Annotated in this window: 17 protein-coding genes; 9 read left to right on the top strand and 8 right to left on the bottom strand. The window is 67.8% G+C overall.

The window, feature by feature from the left end; all coding sequences use genetic code 11:
* The 4 genes from AC4OR5_RS26250 (at position 1) to AC4OR5_RS26235 (ending at position 3,087) form a co-directional block, all read left to right on the top strand.
* The gene (locus AC4OR5_RS26250) at positions 1-1,266 is read left to right on the top strand and encodes an ABC transporter permease (protein ID WP_034016664.1); all 1,266 of its coding nucleotides are present in this window, start codon (positions 1-3) and stop codon (positions 1,264-1,266) included.
* 17 nt (positions 1,267-1,283) lie between these two features.
* Positions 1,284-1,802, top strand: a complete 519-nt coding sequence (locus AC4OR5_RS26245) for a DUF3299 domain-containing protein (RefSeq protein WP_003137628.1) — start codon at positions 1,284-1,286, stop codon at positions 1,800-1,802.
* 147 nt (positions 1,803-1,949) lie between these two features.
* Positions 1,950-2,648 carry an outer membrane protein OprG gene (gene oprG / locus AC4OR5_RS26240; RefSeq protein WP_003093337.1) on the top strand — a complete coding sequence of 233 codons (699 nt, stop codon included), beginning with the start codon at positions 1,950-1,952 and terminating at the stop codon, positions 2,646-2,648.
* Positions 2,649-2,730: 82 nt separating this feature from the next.
* A complete protein-coding gene (locus AC4OR5_RS26235) occupies positions 2,731-3,087 on the top strand; it encodes a SirB2 family protein (RefSeq protein ID WP_031638621.1) in 357 nt (118 codons plus the stop codon).
* On the opposite strand, the gene AC4OR5_RS26230 is transcribed toward AC4OR5_RS26235, so the two are convergent.
* From AC4OR5_RS26230 to AC4OR5_RS26205, 6 genes are all read right to left on the bottom strand, one after another.
* Entirely contained in the window at positions 3,088-4,017 is a 930-nt protein-coding gene (locus AC4OR5_RS26230) for an NAD-dependent epimerase/dehydratase family protein (protein ID WP_003093339.1), read from the bottom strand.
* On the bottom strand, positions 4,010-4,894 hold the full coding sequence (locus AC4OR5_RS26225; RefSeq protein WP_003113045.1) for a dTDP-4-dehydrorhamnose reductase: 885 nt from the start codon (positions 4,892-4,894) through the stop codon (positions 4,010-4,012). The genes AC4OR5_RS26230 and AC4OR5_RS26225 overlap by 8 nt, the downstream gene beginning before the upstream one ends.
* Before the next feature lie 268 nt (positions 4,895-5,162).
* On the bottom strand, positions 5,163-6,113 hold the full coding sequence (gene feaR, locus AC4OR5_RS26220) for a transcriptional regulator FeaR (RefSeq protein WP_079992409.1): 951 nt from the start codon (positions 6,111-6,113) through the stop codon (positions 5,163-5,165).
* 160 nt (positions 6,114-6,273) lie between these two features.
* On the bottom strand, positions 6,274-6,852 hold the full coding sequence (locus AC4OR5_RS26215; RefSeq protein ID WP_003132379.1) for a DUF3156 family protein: 579 nt from the start codon (positions 6,850-6,852) through the stop codon (positions 6,274-6,276).
* Entirely contained in the window at positions 6,827-8,317 is a 1,491-nt protein-coding gene (locus AC4OR5_RS26210) for an APC family permease (RefSeq protein ID WP_003093348.1), read from the bottom strand. The genes AC4OR5_RS26215 and AC4OR5_RS26210 overlap by 26 nt, the downstream gene beginning before the upstream one ends.
* A gap of 190 nt (positions 8,318-8,507) precedes the next feature.
* A complete protein-coding gene (locus AC4OR5_RS26205; protein ID WP_003161702.1) occupies positions 8,508-9,995 on the bottom strand; it encodes an aldehyde dehydrogenase family protein in 1,488 nt (495 codons plus the stop codon).
* A 228-nt stretch (positions 9,996-10,223) separates the two neighbouring features.
* On the opposite strand from AC4OR5_RS26205, the gene AC4OR5_RS26200 reads away from it, so the two are divergent.
* Positions 10,224-10,892, top strand: coding sequence for a helix-turn-helix transcriptional regulator (locus tag AC4OR5_RS26200; RefSeq protein ID WP_003113042.1), 669 nt, complete (start codon positions 10,224-10,226; stop codon positions 10,890-10,892).
* Here the strand turns inward: AC4OR5_RS26200 and AC4OR5_RS26195 are convergent.
* On the bottom strand, positions 10,889-11,725 hold the full coding sequence (locus tag AC4OR5_RS26195) for a class I SAM-dependent methyltransferase (protein ID WP_003113041.1): 837 nt from the start codon (positions 11,723-11,725) through the stop codon (positions 10,889-10,891). The two genes, AC4OR5_RS26200 and AC4OR5_RS26195, sit on opposite strands and share 4 nt — an antisense overlap.
* Positions 11,726-11,831: 106 nt before the next feature.
* Between AC4OR5_RS26195 and AC4OR5_RS26190 the strand changes: the two genes are divergently transcribed.
* From AC4OR5_RS26190 to AC4OR5_RS26175, 4 genes are all read left to right on the top strand, one after another.
* Positions 11,832-12,206, top strand: coding sequence for a hypothetical protein (locus AC4OR5_RS26190; RefSeq protein ID WP_023092424.1), 375 nt, complete (start codon positions 11,832-11,834; stop codon positions 12,204-12,206).
* Entirely contained in the window at positions 12,203-12,409 is a 207-nt protein-coding gene (locus tag AC4OR5_RS26185; RefSeq protein WP_003093358.1) for a helix-turn-helix transcriptional regulator, read from the top strand. The genes AC4OR5_RS26190 and AC4OR5_RS26185 overlap by 4 nt, the downstream gene beginning before the upstream one ends.
* A gap of 210 nt (positions 12,410-12,619) precedes the next feature.
* Positions 12,620-15,595, top strand: coding sequence for a non-ribosomal peptide synthetase (locus AC4OR5_RS26180; RefSeq protein ID WP_003137623.1), 2,976 nt, complete (start codon positions 12,620-12,622; stop codon positions 15,593-15,595).
* 89 nt (positions 15,596-15,684) lie between these two features.
* The gene (locus AC4OR5_RS26175; protein ID WP_003093362.1) at positions 15,685-16,374 is read left to right on the top strand and encodes an SDR family oxidoreductase; all 690 of its coding nucleotides are present in this window, start codon (positions 15,685-15,687) and stop codon (positions 16,372-16,374) included.
* Between the two features lie 14 nt (positions 16,375-16,388).
* On the opposite strand, the gene AC4OR5_RS26170 is transcribed toward AC4OR5_RS26175, so the two are convergent.
* Positions 16,389-17,033, bottom strand: a complete 645-nt coding sequence (locus tag AC4OR5_RS26170; protein WP_003093364.1) for a response regulator — start codon at positions 17,031-17,033, stop codon at positions 16,389-16,391.
* Between the last annotated feature and the right edge of the window lie 107 nt (positions 17,034-17,140).

The raw sequence follows: 17,140 nt of genomic DNA, 5'->3' as shown, positions 1-17,140 counted from the left end.
ATGTATCTCTTCCGACTGGCACTGGCCAGCCTGGCCAACCGCCGTTTCACCGCCCTGCTGACGATCTTCGCCATCGCCCTCTCCGCCTGCCTGCTGCTGGCGGTGGAGCGGGTCCGCACCGAGGCCAAGGCCAGCTTCGCCAGTACCATTTCCGGAACCGACCTGATCGTCGGCGCGCGCTCCGGCTCGGTGAACCTGCTGCTCTACTCGGTATTCCGCATCGGCAACGCGACCAACAACATCCGCTGGGACAGCTACCGGCACTTCGCCGAAAACCCGCGGGTGAAGTGGGCGATCCCGATCTCCCTCGGCGACTCGCACCGCGGCTACCGGGTAATGGGCACCGATGCCGGCTATTTCGAGCACTACCGCTACGGCCGCGGCCAGGACCTGCAACTGGCCGAGGGCCGCGCCTTCGGCCAGGACCTGTTCGACGTGGTGCTCGGCGCCGAGGTGGCCGAAGCCCTGCACTACAGGCTCGGCGAGAAGATCGTGCTGGCCCATGGGGTGAGCACGGTGAGCCTGGTCAAGCACGACGACAAGCCGTTCACCGTGGTCGGCATCCTCCAGCGCACCGGTACCCCGGTGGACCGCACCCTGCACATATCCCTCGCCGGCATGGAGGCGCTGCACGTCGACTGGCGCAACGGGGTGCCGGCGATGGGCGCCGGGCGCGTCAGTGCCGAACAGGCGCGGCACATGGACCTGCAACCACAGGCGATCACCGCGTTCCTGGTCGGCCTGAAGAGCAAGGTGGCGACCTTCGCCCTGCAACGCGAGGTCAACGACTATCCCGGCGAACCGCTGATGGCGATCCTCCCCGGTGTCGCCCTGCAGGAACTGTGGGGCCTGATGGGCACCGCCGAGAAGGCACTGTTCGTGGTCTCGCTGTTCGTCGTCCTCACCGGCCTGATCGGCATGCTCACGGCGATCCTCACCAGCCTCAACGAGCGCCGCCGGGAGATGGCCATCCTGCGCTCGGTGGGCGCGCGCCCCTGGCACATCTTCGGCCTGCTGCTGGCCGAGGCCTTCAGCCTGGCGCTGGCCGGCGTCGCCCTCGGCCTCGGCCTGCTCTACCTCGGCATCGCCGCCAGCCAGGGCTACGTCCAGGCCAACTACGGCATCTACCTGCCGCTGGCCTGGCCGAGCGACTATGAGTGGAGCCTGCTCGGGGCTATCCTGGCGGCCGCCGTGCTGATCGGCTGCGTGCCGGCCTGGCGCGCCTACCGCCAGTCCCTGGCCGATGGCCTGTCGATCCGCCTATGACCCGGAGATATTCCCCGATGCTGCGCTCCCTGACCGTCCTCCTGCTGGCTTTCGCCCTGCTCCTGGGCAGTGCCGTGGCGCGCGCCGCGCCGCGCGAACTGACCTGGTCGCAACTGATCCCGGCCGGCGCCCCGCCCGCCCCGGCGCCGCTGCCGATCCACGACCTCGCCAACGCCCTCAGCGAAGCCGGCCCGGCGGCCAGCCAGCAGAGCCCCAACGCCCCGGTGGTGAAGGCACTGGACGGCATCGAGGCCAAGCTGCCGGGCTACATCGTGCCGCTGGAAATCAGCGAGGCCGGGCTGGTCACCGAGTTCCTCCTGGTGCCCTACTACGGCGCCTGCATCCACGTACCGCCGCCGCCGTCGAACCAGATCGTCTACGTGAAGACCGCCAAGGGCGTGCAGATGGACGAGTTGTACCAGCCGTTCTGGGTCGAGGGCACCTTCAAGGTGGAGAACGCCAGCAGCGAGCTGGCGGCGGCCGGCTACCGCATGCAGGCGAGCAAGGTGACGCCCTACGAATACGAAGGTAGCTGAACGACATGCGACAATCCGCCGCGCCGTTTACGTTGCGGCGGTCACATTTGCTCCTAGGATTGATTGAGCTGTGTCAAGGAAGGCAACTGTTAGCTGGCTGACCATTAGCAGCACCAACACTTTCTAATACAAGGAATGGAGCTCATCATGCGTAAGTCCTGGCTTACCGCTTCCCTGCTGGCCCTCACCGTCGCCTCCCCGTTCGCCGCTGCGGATATTCAAGGACACAAGGCCGGTGACTTCATCATCCGTGGCGGCTTCGCCACCGTCGATCCCGACGACAGCAGTTCCGACATCAAGCTGGACGGCGCCAAGCAGCGCGGTACCAAGGCGACCGTCGACAGCGACACCCAGCTCGGCCTGACCTTCACCTACATGTTTGCCGACAAGTGGGGCGTGGAACTGGTCGCCGCCACTCCGTTCAACCACCAGGTCGACGTCAAGGGCCTCGGCCCGGGCCTGGACGGCAAGCTGGCCGACATCAAGCAACTGCCGCCGACCCTGCTGCTCCAGTACTACCCCATGGGCGGTACCAACAGCGCCTTCCAGCCTTACGGCGGCCTGGGCGTGAACTACACCACCTTCTTCGACGAAGACCTCGCCAGCAACCGCAAGGCGCAGGGTTTCAGCAGCATGAAGCTGCAGGACTCCTGGGGCCTGGCCGGCGAACTGGGCTTCGACTACATGCTCAACGAGCACGCGCTGTTCAACATGGCCGTCTGGTACATGGACATCGACACCAAGGCCAGCATCAACGGCCCGAGCGCCCTGGGCGTGAACAAGACCAAGGTCGACGTGGACGTCGATCCGTGGGTCTACATGATCGGTTTCGGCTACAAGTTCTGAGTCGTAGACTGTCGCGGGGCTTGCGCCCCCAACGGAAAAAGGCGCCTTCGGGCGCCTTTTCTCATCCTGCGGAAACGGGCCCATGTACCTCTGGCTGAAGACCCTGCACATCACCTTCGCCCTCAGCAGCGCCGCCCTGTTCGTCTGGCGCCTGGCCTGGAACTGGTCGGGGCGCAAGGCCAGCGGCATCCGCCGCTGGGGACCGCACCTGGTGGACACCCTGCTGCTGCTCACCGCGCTCGGCCTGGTGCACCTGGCGATGCCCTGGCCGCTACCGCTCTGGCTGCTGGCGAAGCTGGGGCTGTTGCTGGGCTACATCATCTGCGCGGCGTTCGCCCTGCGGATGGCGCGGGGCCCCGGCAAGGGCCTGCTCAGCGTCCTCAGCCTCGCCCTGCTGGGCGGGATCTTCTACCTGGCGCTGAACAAGCCCTGGTGGTGATCAGCGGCCGAGCAGGCGCGCCAGGCCCACGCCCATCGGCGTCGGCTGGTCGAAGCGGAAACGCCGCAGCAGGCGCTCGTTGTTCGCCCGCGAATGCCTGATGTCACCGGCTCGCGCGTCGGCGTGGGTCACCGGCGGCAGGCCACCGAGCACCTGGCCGATCTCTGCCAGCAACTGCTTCAGGCTGATGCTGCGATTCAGGCCGACGTTCACCGCCCCGGGCTCCACTGCCGTCGCCTCCAGCGCCTGGACCAGGAAATCGACCAGGTCGGCGACGTAGATGAAGTCGCGGGTCTGCTCGCCGTCGCCGAACACGGTGATCGGCGTCCCCTTCAGGGCGCGCTCGGTGAATATGCTGATCACCCCGGAATAGGGCGAGGACGGGTCCTGGCGCGGCCCGTAGACGTTGAAGAAGCGGAAGATCGCCGGCTCCAGCCCATGCTGGCGGCGATAGAAATCGAGGTAGTACTCGCTGGCCAGCTTGTCCGACGCGTAGGGCGTCAGCGGCGACTTCGGGGTGTCTTCGTCGATCGCCGTGCCTTCGCCGTTCTGCCCGTAGACCGCTGCGCTGGAAGCGAACACCACGCGCTTCACGCCCTGCTCGCGCATCGCTTCGCAGAGGTTCAGGGTGGCGATGAAATTGCTCTGGTGGGTGGCGACCGGGTCGTCCACCGAGGCCTGTACCGAGGCGACCGCGGCCAGGTGGGCGACCGCCGCGCAGCCCTTCAGGGCGGCCGCCAGGGTCGCCGCGTCGGCGGCGTCGCCTTCGAGCAGCTCGACCCGTTCGTCGTCCAGGGGCAGGTTGTCGCGCTTGCCGGTGGACAGGTTGTCCAGCACACGCACGCGGTAGCCGCGCGCCAGCAGCGCGTCGGTCAGGTGGGAGCCGATGAAACCGGCGCCGCCGGTGATCAGGATGGGGCGTTCAAACATGCCTGTAGTACCTGTCCAATAGAGCCGGCAAACCTGCGCGCCAGGCGCGCGGCTTGATGCCGAAGGTGTGGAGGATCTTCTTGCAGACCATCACCGCGTGCTGCGGTTCGTCGAGCGCGTCCGGGCGCGCGGCATGGGCCTCCGCCGAAGGCTCCTGGATCAGGTTGGAGCGATAGGTACGCGCCTCGTTGAGGATCACCTGCCCCAGCGCCAGGGTGGTGGTCGCTTCCAGTCCGCCGTAGTGGTAGGTGCCCCACAGCGGCGCCTGGCAGTCGAGCTGCTTGAGCACCGAGAGCACCACCCGCGCGGCGTCGTCCACCGGCGTCGGGTTGCCGCGCCGGTCGTCGGCGAGGAACAGCGGCTGCGGTTGTTCGGCGCGGCTGAGGAAACGTCCCAGCAAGCCGTTCGGGCTTTCGTCCAGCAGCCAGCCGAAGCGGATCAGCACATGTCGCGGGCAGGCCGCGCGCACGCTCTGCTCCATGCGCCAGAGCGCCTGGCCACGCAGGCCCAGCGGAAGGGTCTCGTCCTTCTCGCTGTAGGCGGTGGCGCGGGCGCCGTCGAAGACCCGGTAGCTGGACGGCTGGACCAGCAGGATCTCGTAGTGCTGGCAGAGTTCCGCGAGGCGCTCGACGGCGCGCTCCTGGGCGCCCAGGCGCTCCGCCTCGACCTGCTCGGCCTGGAACCAGTCGTGGTAGAAGGCGAGGTTGATCACCGCGTCGGGGCGCGTTTCGTCCAGCAGGGTGGTGAGGCTGGCGGCATCCCAGCCCTGCTCGGGTGGTCTGGGCGCGAGGAAACCGATGTCTTCCTCCGCCCCTAGGCGGATCAGCGCCTGTCCAAGGGCATTACCGCCGCCCAAAAGCATCAGGCGCATTCGCATGGTGTAGGGGGGCACTCGAAATCTGATAGTGAATAGCGACGCGGCGCACGCCCCAAGGCAATGACATCCTGCGCCTCGCTGGCGACATGAAAGGTGCGGGCATCGGGTGCTGCTTGTCGCGGCAGGTACCCCGGACAGCGCCGCCGTTATTTTCATGCAACCTGACACGCCGCATTCTTGCTGTGCCTCCGGTGAAGCGTCAAGCATTCACCGGGCCAGCTCCGCCAGCGGCGCGGATCGGCGGGACGAATGGCAGTGCGCGGCGGCGTCAGGCCGGCAGCGCGCCGGCCCGATAGTCCTTGGGCGAAACCTCGAACTGCTTCTTGAACGCCCGGCTGAAATGCGCCGAGTCGCTGAAACCCCACTTGAAGGCGATGGAGGTGATCGATTCGCCGCGCAGCCGTGGGTTGCCGAGGTCGGCGGCGCTGCGGCTGAGGCGCTGGCGGAGAATGTAGCGGCAGACGCTGTCGCCCTGCTCCTCGAACAACCGGTACAACTGGCGCACCGAGATGCGCAGGCGGCCGGCGAGCATGTCCGGACTCAGGCGCGGCTCCTGCAGGGATTGCTCGATCAGACGCTCCGCGTGCCGGCGCAGACTGTAGCCATAGAGCCCGGCCAGCGGTCCCTCCAATTCCTCGCCGGCGTGCTGTAGCGCCGGCCCGAGCAGGGCGATCAGCGCCTCCTGCAACGCCCCGCCCTCGTCCGCCACCGCCCACGGCTGCAGTTCTCCGGCGCACACCTGCTGCACCAGCAGGCCGAGCAGGCGACCGCTGGCGCAGTTCGGCGAGAGTTTGCCGAAGGCCCGCTGGCTGGGCGGCAGGTGCCGGCATACCTGGTCGCGGGAGAGATGGAACGAGGTGTGTTCGATGAGTCCGTGGGGAATGATCTCGCAGCCGCCCGCGGAGTCCATCAGCGCCATTTCCCCTGGCGCCAGCTCTATGCTGTCCCCACCCTGGCGCAGTTGCGCATGGCCGCTGCGCTGGACGACCAGGAAGCAGTGACGGTCGTCGTCATGATCGGCATGGGTGGCCTGGCGGGCGATGCGCCCGGCGTTGGTGCGGATCTGCGCCAGCTCCAGGCCGCCGAGGTCCTGCCGCGAGATATCGCCGATGAACAGCGTCCGGTTCAGCGCGGGCTGCGATTCGAAGCGCCCGCAGACCTGGCGCAACGCCTGGTTCCAGGCTTCGAAGCTGTTGTGTGCGGAAAACAGGGTATGCACCGGGCACCTCCTGACGGCAACGGCCATCGTTATTGTTGTATGGCGCGGCAATTACCGAGCCACGCAGCGCTGCCGATATGATTAACATGTTATCGATATACCCACAAGCTAGCGCAAATGGACCGGCGGATACGCATCCGGGAGAGCCGGCAAGGGCCGTTCAGGCGGGAGAAAGCAGGCGCTGCAATTGGGCGAAGGCGCCCAGCAGGGCCAGGCGCTGCTCGGCGACCAGAGGGATGTAGCGGCGATAGGCGGGGAAGCGGTTGACCACCTCGCACGCCCCCAGGTGTTCCAGGCTCACGGTCCAGCCCCTGTCGTCGCGGCAGAGGCGCAAGCTCCGGAAGTCCAGCGGCATGAGCTGCTCCAGCAAGGCCCGGTCGCCCCCCTGCAAGGCCTCCCGCAACGGCTCGAGCCCGCTCCCGCTGCGCACCTTGCAAAGGATACCGCGACGCCGCAAGCAACCGGCGTGACGCAGCTCCAGGCTGGCCGGCGGCCCCCCGGGCGCCGCCACGAACAGGCTGAACTCGGTGCTGACGATATGCATGAACAGGTGCGCCTGGACCCGCTCGCGAACCTCGAGGCTCAGCTCTTTCGTACGCAGCAACAGCCTGCCGTCCTGCGCCTCGCCGTCGCACGCAGCCAGGTTGCGCCGCACCAGGGCCAGGGTGGCTCCGGGGCGATAGGCGGCTGGCCGCCAGTCGCGCCAGTGGCGCTCATACCAGCGCGCCCAGGCGGACATGCGCCTTCTCCCGCTGCTGCTGGTCCTCTTCGGCGAATTCCTTCTCCAGCACCTCTTCCACCGCCAGCGGACGGAACGGATTCACCCGCTGTACGCACAGGGTCCAGAACAGGGCGTAGGCGGCCGCCAGGCCGAGCATCAGGGCGAACGGCAGGTAGATGTCGGCGGGGTTCATACCCGGCGGCGTGATGTAGAACATCCCCAGCAGGATTCCGGCGCTGGAGAACAGCTGCGGCAACGGGAACAGCGGCGAGCGGTAGGCGCGCGGCAGGTCCGGGCGACGGATGCGCAGCAGCACCACGGAGAGGGTCACCAGCAGGTAGGCGGTGCCCCAGGCGCAGACCGCCGCCAGGACCAGGTGGATGATCCCTTCGCTGTCGCCGCCCAGCCACCAGGCGTGCAGGCAGGGAATCGCCGCTGCCACGGCGATGCACAGCAATGGTGTCTTGAAGCGCGGGTGCAGGTAGGTGAAGGCCTTCGGCAAGGCGCCATCCAGCGCCATCCCGTAGAGAATCCGCGGCAGGCCGGCCATCAGGGTGTTGATGGTGGCGGCCCCGGCGAACAGCAGGCCCACGCCCAGCCAGATGCGTCCGAACGGTCCCATCACCTGCTCGGCGAATCGCGGGATCGCCATCGGCGTCTCCAGCAGGTGCAGGCCGCCGCCGAGGTCGAGGTTTTCCACCTGCCGGCGCATCGCCGCGCCATAGAGGAACATGCAGCAGGCCACCCCGACCAACCCCAGGGCCATCGCCCGCGGCAGGGTCCGCGAAGCGTGGCGCACCTCCGGCGCCAGCGGCGTGACGAATTCGCAACCGACGAACATGAACATCGCCATGCCCACCAGCGACAGCAGGGTCGGCAGGTCGTCGCCGACCATCGAGGCCCCGAACCAGCCCTGCAACTCCACCGCGGGCAGGCGCAACAGGCCGGCCACGGCGAAGATCATCAGGGTGCTCCACATGCCGAAGGTGAGGATCACTTCGGCGCGACCGAAGGCGGTGATCCCCAGCGCATTCAGCAGGCCGAAGCAGAGCACCATGCCGACGCCCACCAGCCAGGCGCCGCCGCCCGGCTCGGTGAGGGTATTCAGCGACTCGAAGTTGACCAGCGCCATGGTGCCGCTGAGCATGGTCTCGGCGGTGCCGGCGAACACATGGACGATCAGGTAGGCCGACAGCGTGCCGGTGATCGCGAAGAAGCGCCCGAGGCCGCACGACAGGTAGTCGTAGACCGAGCCACGGGTCGGCAGCAGGCAGGCGGCCTCGGCGAAGGTGGTGGACTGCGCCAGCATCAGCAGCAGCGCCACCAGCATCGCCACGGCGAAGGTTCCGCCGCCCAGGCCGAAGCCGGTGGTGGCGGTGAGGATCACCGGGCTGGCCATGATCAACCCGACCGAACTGGCCAGGGCGGTGGGGAAACCAACCCGCCCGCGGAGCAGGTGCTGGGTGAGTCTGGAGTTGGACATCGACGTATCCTCGACGGCAGCGTTGCTGTTGTTGTTCTTGCGTCAGGCCCTGCCAGGGCGCGCCAGGCGCCCTGCGGGACGCGCCGGCGTCCCGTACGCTCCGCCGGCAGGCGAAGCGTGTCGAACAAAAGGCTGCCGCGGAGGGCAGCGAAAGAGCCGAACGAATCGGCTCACCCCGATTTCATCGATATCAGTAGGCGATGCACACCGACTTGTTCTCGGTGTACGCCTCGATCGCCGCATGGCCCATCTCGCGACCGATGCCGGACTGCTTGAAGCCGCCGAACGGCATCGACGGGTCGAGCAGGTTGTGGGCGTTCACCCATACCGTGCCGGCCTTGATCCTGGGCACCAGGTCCATGACCTGGCGCAGGTCGTTGGACCAGATGCTCGCACCGAGCCCGTAGATGCTGTCGTTGGCCAGACGCACCGCTTCGTCGAGATCGTCGAAGGGCGTCGCCACCAGCACCGGCCCGAAGATTTCCTCGCGCACCACCTGCATCCCCGGGGTGACGTCGGCAAGGATCGTCGGCTGCACGTAGAACCCCGTCTCGCCCTGGCGCGCCCCGCCGCAGACCACGCTGGCGCCCTCAGCCACCCCGCTTTCGATCATCCCCAGCACCCGCTCCTGCTGCCTGGCCGAGACCAGCGGGTTGATCTGCGTGGTCGGATCCAGGCCGGGGCCGATGCTCAGGTCGCCGGCGATGGCCGCCAGGCGCTCCAGCACCTGGTCGAAACGCTTGCGCTGCACATAGAGGCGCGAACCAGCGGTGCAGACCTGCCCCTGGTTGAAGAAGATCGCGCCGGCGGAACCGGCGGCAGCCATGTCCAGGCTGGTGTCATCGAGGATGATCACCGGGGATTTGCCGCCGAGTTCGAGGGAAAAACGCGTCATGTTCTCCACCGCCGCATGCCCGATCAGCTTGCCCACCGGGGTCGAGCCGGTGAACGCCAGCTTATCGATGCCCGGGTGCGCCGCCAGTGCCGCGCCGGCCTCGGCGCCCGTGCCGGTGACGATGTTCACCACCCCTGGTGGAATCCCCGCCTCCAGGCACAACTGGCCGAGGCGCAGGGCGGTCAGCGGGGTTTCGTCGGCCGGTTTGAGGACTACGGTGCAGCCGCAGGCCAGGGCCGGGACGATCTTCCAGATCGCCATCAGCAAGGGGAAATTCCACGGCACGATGGCTCCAACCACGCCCACCGGCTCCGGCACCGTGTAGGCTCGGTAGCGCGCGCCTGGGACCGCGGCGATCGACAGGTCGAGGCTGCGGCCCTCGATCTTGGTCGCCCAGCCGGCCATGTAGCGGATGAACTCGACCGAGGCGCCGACCTCCAGGGCCCGCGACAGGTTGATCGACTTGCCGTTGTTCAGGGTCTCCAGCTGCGCCAGTTGCTCGCCATGCGCCTCGATCCGTTCCGCCAGTCGCAGCAGCAGGCGCTCGCGATCGGCCGGGCGCTGGCCTGCCCAGCTGCCTTCGAACGCGCGCCGCGCGGCAGCGACTGCCCGGTCGACGTCTTCGGCGCCGGCGCGGGCCACGCGCGCCAGCTCGGCGCCGGTCGCCGGGTCGTACAGCGGCATGTCGGCGCCGGAACGCGCCGGCCCGGACTCACCGTCGATCAGCAGGCCATGGGGACTGCGCAAGAAAGCGCTGACGGACGGGTCGATGGCAATACTCATGTGTGCTCCTCGGCTTGGCGACGGCGCTGCGTCATGCATGCGCCTACTACCCGGGAATACTCTGGACCCGCCGCTCCCCCGCTCGCTTGCTCCAGCCTGCCGGGTTTCTTGCCGCTGCCTGCCAAGCCAGGCAGAGAGAGACAAGACGGCGCGCCGGGGCATGGACATTCTGCCCGGCAGGCAGGACAGTGGACGTCCCGCCGCCTCGTCCCACGGGAGTCCCGCGCCATGCCTTCGACCCTGTCGCCCGACCTCGGCCCGCGCTGCATGCAGGCCTTCACCCAGGTGGTGCCGGCCAGCCTGTGCGTGTTCTATCGCATCGACGAGGATTGCCGCGCACACGATTTCCAGCTCCTGCGGATGCCGGCCGGCATGCACCGCGACTACCTGCGCCACTACCGCGACTACGATCCGCTGCAGCCGCGCCACTGCCTGGCCAGCGCTTCGCCGGTGGTGCCGCTGCGCCAGGGCATCGCCCGCCAGCCCGCGGAGGACAGCGCGCTGTACCAGGGCTTCCTGCGACGCCACGGGATCTGCGACGTGGTCGAGGTGCTGGCGCATGCGCATCAGCGTCCGGTGGCGGCCCTGTCGTTGCTGCGCGACGCCCGCCTAGGGGCCTTCTCCGACCAGGAGCTGCGACAGTTGCGCGCCCTGCATGGCCTGATGGAGCTGGCGGCGCAGGCATGCGCCACGCCAACGGCCAGCGCCGAGCGCCTGCAAGGCCTGACACCGAGGGAACGGGAGATCGCCCTGCTGCTGCGCGACGGCGTCAGCAACAAATGCCTGGCGCAGTGCCTCGGACTCGGCCTGCCGACGGTGAAGACCCACCTGCTCAACCTGTTCCGCAAGACCGGCGCGCGCAGCCGCACCGAGCTGGTGAAGCGACTCTTCCTCTAGCCGCGCGCGGCCTGGGGGCTGCGCGCCTCCAGCCAGAAGAGGAACTGCCGCACCGCCAGCGGCTTGCCGCTCTCGTGCAGGCCGCGCAGGCGCTCGCGGTGGCGCCTGAAGGAAAAACCGGGAAATACCCAGGGCAGGTTCAACAGGTACCAGGCCAGGGCGCCGACATCGGCGAAGTGCAACACCTCCCAACCTTCGCCGCCTGCCACCGGCGGCAACTCCGCGGCCTCCAGCTGGGCCCGGGCGAAACCCAGGTTCCAGTGCGGCGCCTCCGGCGTCGGCGCCGGTTCGCCGAGCAACGCATAGAACTCGCGGTTGAAGTCGCCGGCCACCTGCTGGGTGAGGAAACAGCCGCCGGGCGCCAGCACCCGCCGGACCTCCGATGGCAGATAGGACTCGTGGCGGTTGCCGACCAGGTCGAAGGTGCCATCGGCGAACGGCAACGCCCCGCCGCCATCGCCCTCCCGGCCCTGGCGATGGTTGTCCGGCGCGCCCTCCACCTCGACCACGCGGATGCCCAGGGGCTCCAGGCGACCCCGGGCAATCTCCAGGTTGGGCGCCCAGCCCTCGGTAGCCACGGTGAGCGGCGGACGATACGGCAGCCGGCTCAACCATTCGCCGCCGCCGGTGCCCATGTCCAGCAGGCTGGCGGCGGCCCGGCAGCGCTCCAGCATGCGCCCCGGGAAATCCCATGGCGGCGGTTCCAGGCGGATGCGTCCGCCATAGTCGTATTCCCAGCCGCGCATCGGTGTGCGGCCGGCTTCCGCCAGCAGCGCGTCGAATTCGTCGCCCGTCGCCATTTCGCCGTTCTCCCAGAGACCGCCCGCTACCATCCCCGAGTCTCCTCGCCAAGGCAAGCCCATAGAGAATGTAAAGCTTGCTTGACAAAGAAGAGCACCCCGGCCAATGTAAAGCTCCCTTTACATGGACGGTTCAACCATGACCCACAAACGTTTCTTCCTCGAACTGCTTCTCGCGCTGGTCGGCTATGCCGCTGCCGTTCTGATCAGCGGCCAGTTGCTGGCAGGCACGGAACCGGGCGCCAGCCGGGTCTTCCTCGCCCTGCTGCCGGTGCCACCGATGGTCGCCCTGGCGCTGGTGGTGATCCGTTACCTGCGGCGCCTCGACGAAATGGCCCGGCGCATCCATCTCGAAGCCCTCGCCCTGGCCTTCGTCGGCACCGCCCTGCTCACCTTCGCCTACGGTTTCCTCGAAACCACCGGCTTTCCGAAACTCTCGATGTTCTTCGTCTGGCCCCTGATGGGCGCGTTCTGGGCCATCGGCTGCGTCCTGGGACTGAGGCGCTACGCATGAGGAACCGGGTTCGCGAGTTGCGCGCGGAGCGCGGCTGGTCACAGGCGGAGCTGGCCGGAAAGCTGGAGGTATCGCGGCAGACGGTGAACGCCATCGAAACCGGCCGCTACGACCCAAGCCTGCCCTTGGCCTTCAAGCTCGCCCGGGTGTTCGGACTGGCGATAGAAGCGATCTTCGACGACCGGGAAGGCCAGCTGGACTGAGTCCGGTCCCGCTGCCGAAAATGTCCGGGGCGCCCCCTGGCGACCCCGGCGGCGAGCCCCCCTTACCCTGTACCAAATGGCAGTTGCCGCATTTCCCCTCGGGGCTAGCCTTGGACCAGGCCTATCGCCAGCCTTCCCCCTGGTCCCCGCTCGATACGCTGAAAAACCACGGATAACGTCTTTTCAACCGGCAAGACAGGAGTCTCAGCCATGTCGAAAGATTCTGTTCTTGGCTTATTCAGGCAACACGCAGATACCCATCCCGAACGCCCCGCCCTCGTCGATCGCGAGCGCTCGTTCAGCTACCGCGAACTCGACCGACTCAGCGACCGGCTGGCCGCCCACCTGGCCAGGCGCGGCGTCGCCCGGGGCGAGCGGCTGCCCCTGCTGGCCGAACGCTCGGCCGAACTGGTCATCGCCATCCTGGCGGCCGCCAAGTGCGCAGCGGCCTACGTACCGGTGGACCGTCGGCAACCCGACAGGCGCAAGCAGGAAATCCTCCGCCAGTGCCAGGCCCCCGTGGCCCTCGCCACCCAGGCCGAGGACCTGCCGGGGCAACCGGTGGAGGTCATCGCACAGGTGCTCGCGACGAGCGCGGCGGGTGCCGCGCCGAGGCCGGCGCTCGACGGCAGCGAAGCGCTGTATGTGATCTTCACCTCGGGCACCACCGGCGAACCCAAGGGCGTGGTGATCGAGAGCCGCTCCCTGAGCAACCTCGTGGACTGGCACAACCGGCGCTTCGAGATGGACCAACGGAGCCGCACCACCCTGATGGCCGGCGTCGGCTTCGACGTTTGCCAATGGGAAATCTGGTCCACCCTGTGCGCAGGCGCCTGCCTCCACCTGGTGCCCGACGAGGTGCGCCCGGACCCGGCGGCGCTGCTGGCATTCTTCGCCGAGCAGCGGATCAGCCATGCCTTCGCGCCTACCGTGATGGTCCCTGCGCTGGTGGAGCAACCCGCTCCGCCGTCGCTGGCGCTGCGCTACCTGTTCTGCGCCGGGGAAAAACTGCCGCCGGTCGCAACCGGCGGGCTGCCCTATACCGTGGTGGATTACTACGGCCCGACCGAAGCCACGGTCTTCGCCACCTGCCGCATCGTCGACGCCGAAGCTCATCGGCGGCCCGCCTCGATCGGCACGCCCATCGACGGTTGCGAGGCATTCATTCTCGACGCCGACGACCGGCCTTGCCATGGCGACCGGCCCGGCGAGCTGAACCTGGCGGGCGTCTGCCTGGCGCGCGAATACCTGCGCGACCCGGACATGACCGCCAGGCGCTTCCACTACTCGCAGGCACTGCGGCGCCGGCTCTATCGCACCGGCGACAAGGCCCGCTGGCTGGCCGACGGCAGCCTGCAGTTCCTCGGTCGGCTGGACGACCAGGTGAAGATCCGCGGCCACCGCGTCGAACTCGGCGACGTCGAAGCCGCGCTGCTGCGCCAGCCGGCGATCCATGGCGCGGTGGTGCTGGCGCATGCCGACCCACGCTGCGGTAGCCAGCAATTGAGCGCCTTCGTGGTCCCCCGCCAGCGGGGCGGCGATGCCAGGGCCGTGCTCGCCGCCATCAAGACCGCCCTGCGCCAGGAACTGCCCGACTACATGCTGCCCAGCCGCTATCTGTCGCTGGACAGCCTGCCGACCACGGTCAACGGCAAGATCGACCGCCAGGCCCTGCGTCGACGCCTGGAGGAACAATGCCAGGAACGACTCGACGAGCAACGCTTCGGCACCCCCGGCGAACTGCAAGTGGCCCTGGCCTGGCAGGAAGTGCTGGGGCATACCGACTTCGGCCTGGACGACAGCTTCTTCGAGGTCGGCGGCCATTCCCTGCTGGCCGCCGCCCTGGTGCGCGAACTGAGCCGACGCTTCGGCAACCGTGCCTACATCCACGACATCTACCGCACCCCGAGCGTACGCCAACTGGCGGCCAGCCTGGCGCGGCGCGCCGGCGAAGCGCCGCCGGCGCTGGACAGCGAACCGGCCCAGGAGCTGCAACGGGACGTGCGCCTGCCCGCCGACGTGGATTTCAGCCGGCCCATGGACACCGCCCAATTGCTCGCGCCACGGCACATCCTGCTCACCGGCGCCAGCGGGCTGATGGGCGCCCACCTGCTCGCCGAGCTGCTGGCCAGCCGCGAGGCCGACCTGCATTGTCCGGTCCGTGCGCAAAACGACGCCCACGCCCTCGAACGCCTGCGCCAGGCCGCCCGGCAGCACCGCATCGAACTCGCCGAGTCGGACTGGCGACGGGTCAGGGCCTACGCCGCCGACCTCGCAGAACCAGGTTTCGGACTACCGGCGGAAACCTACCGCGAGCTGGCCGGCAGCGTCGACCAGGTCTTCCATTCCGCCAGCGCGGTGAACTTCATCCAGCCATACAGCTACATGAAGCGCGACAACGTCGAGGGGCTCGGCCAGGTCCTGCGCTTCTGCGCCAGCGGCCGCTGCAAGCCGCTGATGCTGCTGTCGAGCATCTCGGTGTACAGCTGGGGCCACCTGCATACCGGCAAGCGCCTGATGCGCGAGGACGACGACATCGACCAGAACCTGCCGGCGGTGGTCACCGACATGGGCTACGTGCGCAGCAAATGGGTGATGGAAAAGATCGCCGACCTCGCCGCCGAACGCGGCCTGCCGCTGATGACCTTCCGCCTCGGCTACGCCACCTGCCACAGCCGTACCGGCGCCCATGCCGACTACCAGTGGTGGAGCCGGCTGGCGCGGACCTGCCTGGAGTACCGGGCCGTGCCGCTCCTGCGCGAGCTGCGCGAGGGCCTGACCACGGTGGACTACATGGTAGAGGCGATCAGCGTCATCGCCCGCCAGCCTTCGGCGCTGGGCAAGAAATTCAACCTGGTGCCGAGCATTCCGCGCTGCCTGACCCTGGACGAGTTCTTCGACCGTCTCGGGCGACGCGCCGGGCGTCCCCTCCGGCAGATGCCGTTCGACGACTGGGTAAGTCTCTGGGAAGACAATCGCGACGCCCCGCTCTATCCCCTGCTGAGTATGTTCCGCGACAACATGTACGCCGGCCGCAGCACCGTCGAGTTGTACCAGGATACCTATCTCTGGGACTGCACCAACGTCGAGGAACACCTGCGCGGGAGCGCCGTGCGCGAGCCGGAGTTCGACGACCGCCTGCTCGACCTGTACCTCGCCGGCCTGGGCGGCAGCGCCATGCGGTAAGGTCGAGGCCGCCGCGGCCGGTCGCCGCGGCGGTTACCGCAGCGGGACGCGCTTGGGTATCCTGTCCGCTTTATCGCCCGGAGAACCTCATGCACAACGTTCTGATCGTCGGCGCCTCGCGCGGCATCGGCCTGGGACTGGCGGATGCCTTCCTGCAACGCGGCGCACAGGTATTCGCCGTCGCCCGGCGACCGCAAGGCTCTCCCGGGCTGCAGGCACTGGCGGAGCGAGCCGGGGAGCGCTTGCAAGCGGTGACCGGCGACCTCAACCAACGCGACTGCGCCGAACGCATCGGCGAGGCGCTGGGCGAGCGGCGGATCGATCGCCTGATCGTCAACGCCGGCATCTACGGCCCGCAGCAACAGGATGTGGCGGAAATCGACGCCGAGCAGACCGCCCAGCTGTTCCTGACCAACGCCATCGCGCCGCTGCGCCTGGCCAGGGCACTGTCCGGGCGGGTTAGCCGGGGTGGCGTGGTGGCGTTCATGAGTTCGCAGATGGCCAGCCTGGCGCTGGGCCTGTCGGCCACAATGCCGCTCTACGGCGCCAGCAAGGCGGCGCTGAACAGCCTGGTACGCAGCTGGGAGGGCGAGTTCGAGGAGTTGCCGTTCAGCCTGTTGCTCCTGCATCCCGGCTGGGTGCGTACCGAAATGGGCGGCGACAGCGCGCCGCTGAGCGTCGAGGAAAGCGCCGCCGGACTGGTCGCGGCGGTGGAGGATGCCGCGGGCGTGAATGCCTGTCGCTTCGTCGATTATCGGAACCAGCCGCTGCCCTGGTGAAGCGGGCCGATCCGTCAGGGCATCCGGCAATAGCCCTCGGCCGCATACCTGATGAGGTCGGCATCGCGCTTGATGCCGAGCTTCTTCATGGCACTGACCTTCTGCGTACTGATGGTCTGCACGCTGCGATGCGAGCGCTCGGCGATTTCGGTGATGGTCAGTCCGGAGCCGAACAGACGGACGATTTCCGCCTCCCGGGGCGTCAGCCGTTCGTTGTGCGAGGAAAGCACCTGGTTGACGAAGATGTCCCTGATCGACGGCGAGAAATACTGGTTTCGCGAATAGGCCGCGCTCACCGCCGCCAGCAGGTGACTGGTCGAGTCGGACTTGCTGAGGATGCAATTGATACCCTGCTTGAGAATGGCCCGGATAAGACCCGGATTGTTCAGCATGGTAAAGACGACCAATTGCAGATGCGGATAACGTCGTCGCAGCAATGACAACAATGCCAGTCCATCGCCATATTTCCCGCCCGGCATCGTATAGTCGACGATAACGACATCGCAGTCGCCTTCGTCGAGCCGGCCGATCAACTCGGTAGAATTGGAAACTTGACCGAGCATCTCCAAAGAACCGCACTGACTCAGTTCGTAGGAAATACCCAGCGAAATGGCGGGATGATCATCCGCAACCATTACGCGAATGCGATGTAGGGACATCCTTGCGTCTCCTTAAGCGGTACACGGCAGGCGAAAGCGTTACCAGGAAACCTGTGGTCTCGGTCATGCCTGCCGCAGGCAGGCGGCCGCCGCTCGGCCGGCAAGGA

Source organism: Pseudomonas sp. YA1, from assembly GCF_058680555.1.
Note: the sequence above shows the minus strand (reverse complement) of the source record. Positions and strands in the feature narration are given on the sequence as shown.

What these genes read in the sequence shown, in the direction of transcription:
- AC4OR5_RS26250 (WP_034016664.1), top strand. Translation starts at nt 1, where the DNA reads ATGTATCTCTTCCGACTGGCACTGGCCAGCCTGGCCAACCGCCGTTTC.
- AC4OR5_RS26245 (WP_003137628.1), top strand. Translation starts at nt 1,284, where the DNA reads ATGCTGCGCTCCCTGACCGTCCTCCTGCTGGCTTTCGCCCTGCTCCTG.
- oprG (WP_003093337.1), top strand. Translation starts at nt 1,950, where the DNA reads ATGCGTAAGTCCTGGCTTACCGCTTCCCTGCTGGCCCTCACCGTCGCC.
- AC4OR5_RS26235 (WP_031638621.1), top strand. Translation starts at nt 2,731, where the DNA reads ATGTACCTCTGGCTGAAGACCCTGCACATCACCTTCGCCCTCAGCAGC.
- AC4OR5_RS26230 (WP_003093339.1), bottom strand. Translation starts at nt 4,017, where the DNA reads ATGTTTGAACGCCCCATCCTGATCACCGGCGGCGCCGGTTTCATCGGC.
- AC4OR5_RS26225 (WP_003113045.1), bottom strand. Translation starts at nt 4,894, where the DNA reads ATGCGAATGCGCCTGATGCTTTTGGGCGGCGGTAATGCCCTTGGACAG.
- AC4OR5_RS26215 (WP_003132379.1), bottom strand. Translation starts at nt 6,852, where the DNA reads ATGTCCGCCTGGGCGCGCTGGTATGAGCGCCACTGGCGCGACTGGCGG.
- AC4OR5_RS26210 (WP_003093348.1), bottom strand. Translation starts at nt 8,317, where the DNA reads ATGTCCAACTCCAGACTCACCCAGCACCTGCTCCGCGGGCGGGTTGGT.
- AC4OR5_RS26205 (WP_003161702.1), bottom strand. Translation starts at nt 9,995, where the DNA reads ATGAGTATTGCCATCGACCCGTCCGTCAGCGCTTTCTTGCGCAGTCCC.
- AC4OR5_RS26200 (WP_003113042.1), top strand. Translation starts at nt 10,224, where the DNA reads ATGCCTTCGACCCTGTCGCCCGACCTCGGCCCGCGCTGCATGCAGGCC.
- AC4OR5_RS26195 (WP_003113041.1), bottom strand. Translation starts at nt 11,725, where the DNA reads ATGGTAGCGGGCGGTCTCTGGGAGAACGGCGAAATGGCGACGGGCGAC.
- AC4OR5_RS26190 (WP_023092424.1), top strand. Translation starts at nt 11,832, where the DNA reads ATGACCCACAAACGTTTCTTCCTCGAACTGCTTCTCGCGCTGGTCGGC.
- AC4OR5_RS26185 (WP_003093358.1), top strand. Translation starts at nt 12,203, where the DNA reads ATGAGGAACCGGGTTCGCGAGTTGCGCGCGGAGCGCGGCTGGTCACAG.
- AC4OR5_RS26180 (WP_003137623.1), top strand. Translation starts at nt 12,620, where the DNA reads ATGTCGAAAGATTCTGTTCTTGGCTTATTCAGGCAACACGCAGATACC.
- AC4OR5_RS26175 (WP_003093362.1), top strand. Translation starts at nt 15,685, where the DNA reads ATGCACAACGTTCTGATCGTCGGCGCCTCGCGCGGCATCGGCCTGGGA.
- AC4OR5_RS26170 (WP_003093364.1), bottom strand. Translation starts at nt 17,033, where the DNA reads ATGTCCCTACATCGCATTCGCGTAATGGTTGCGGATGATCATCCCGCC.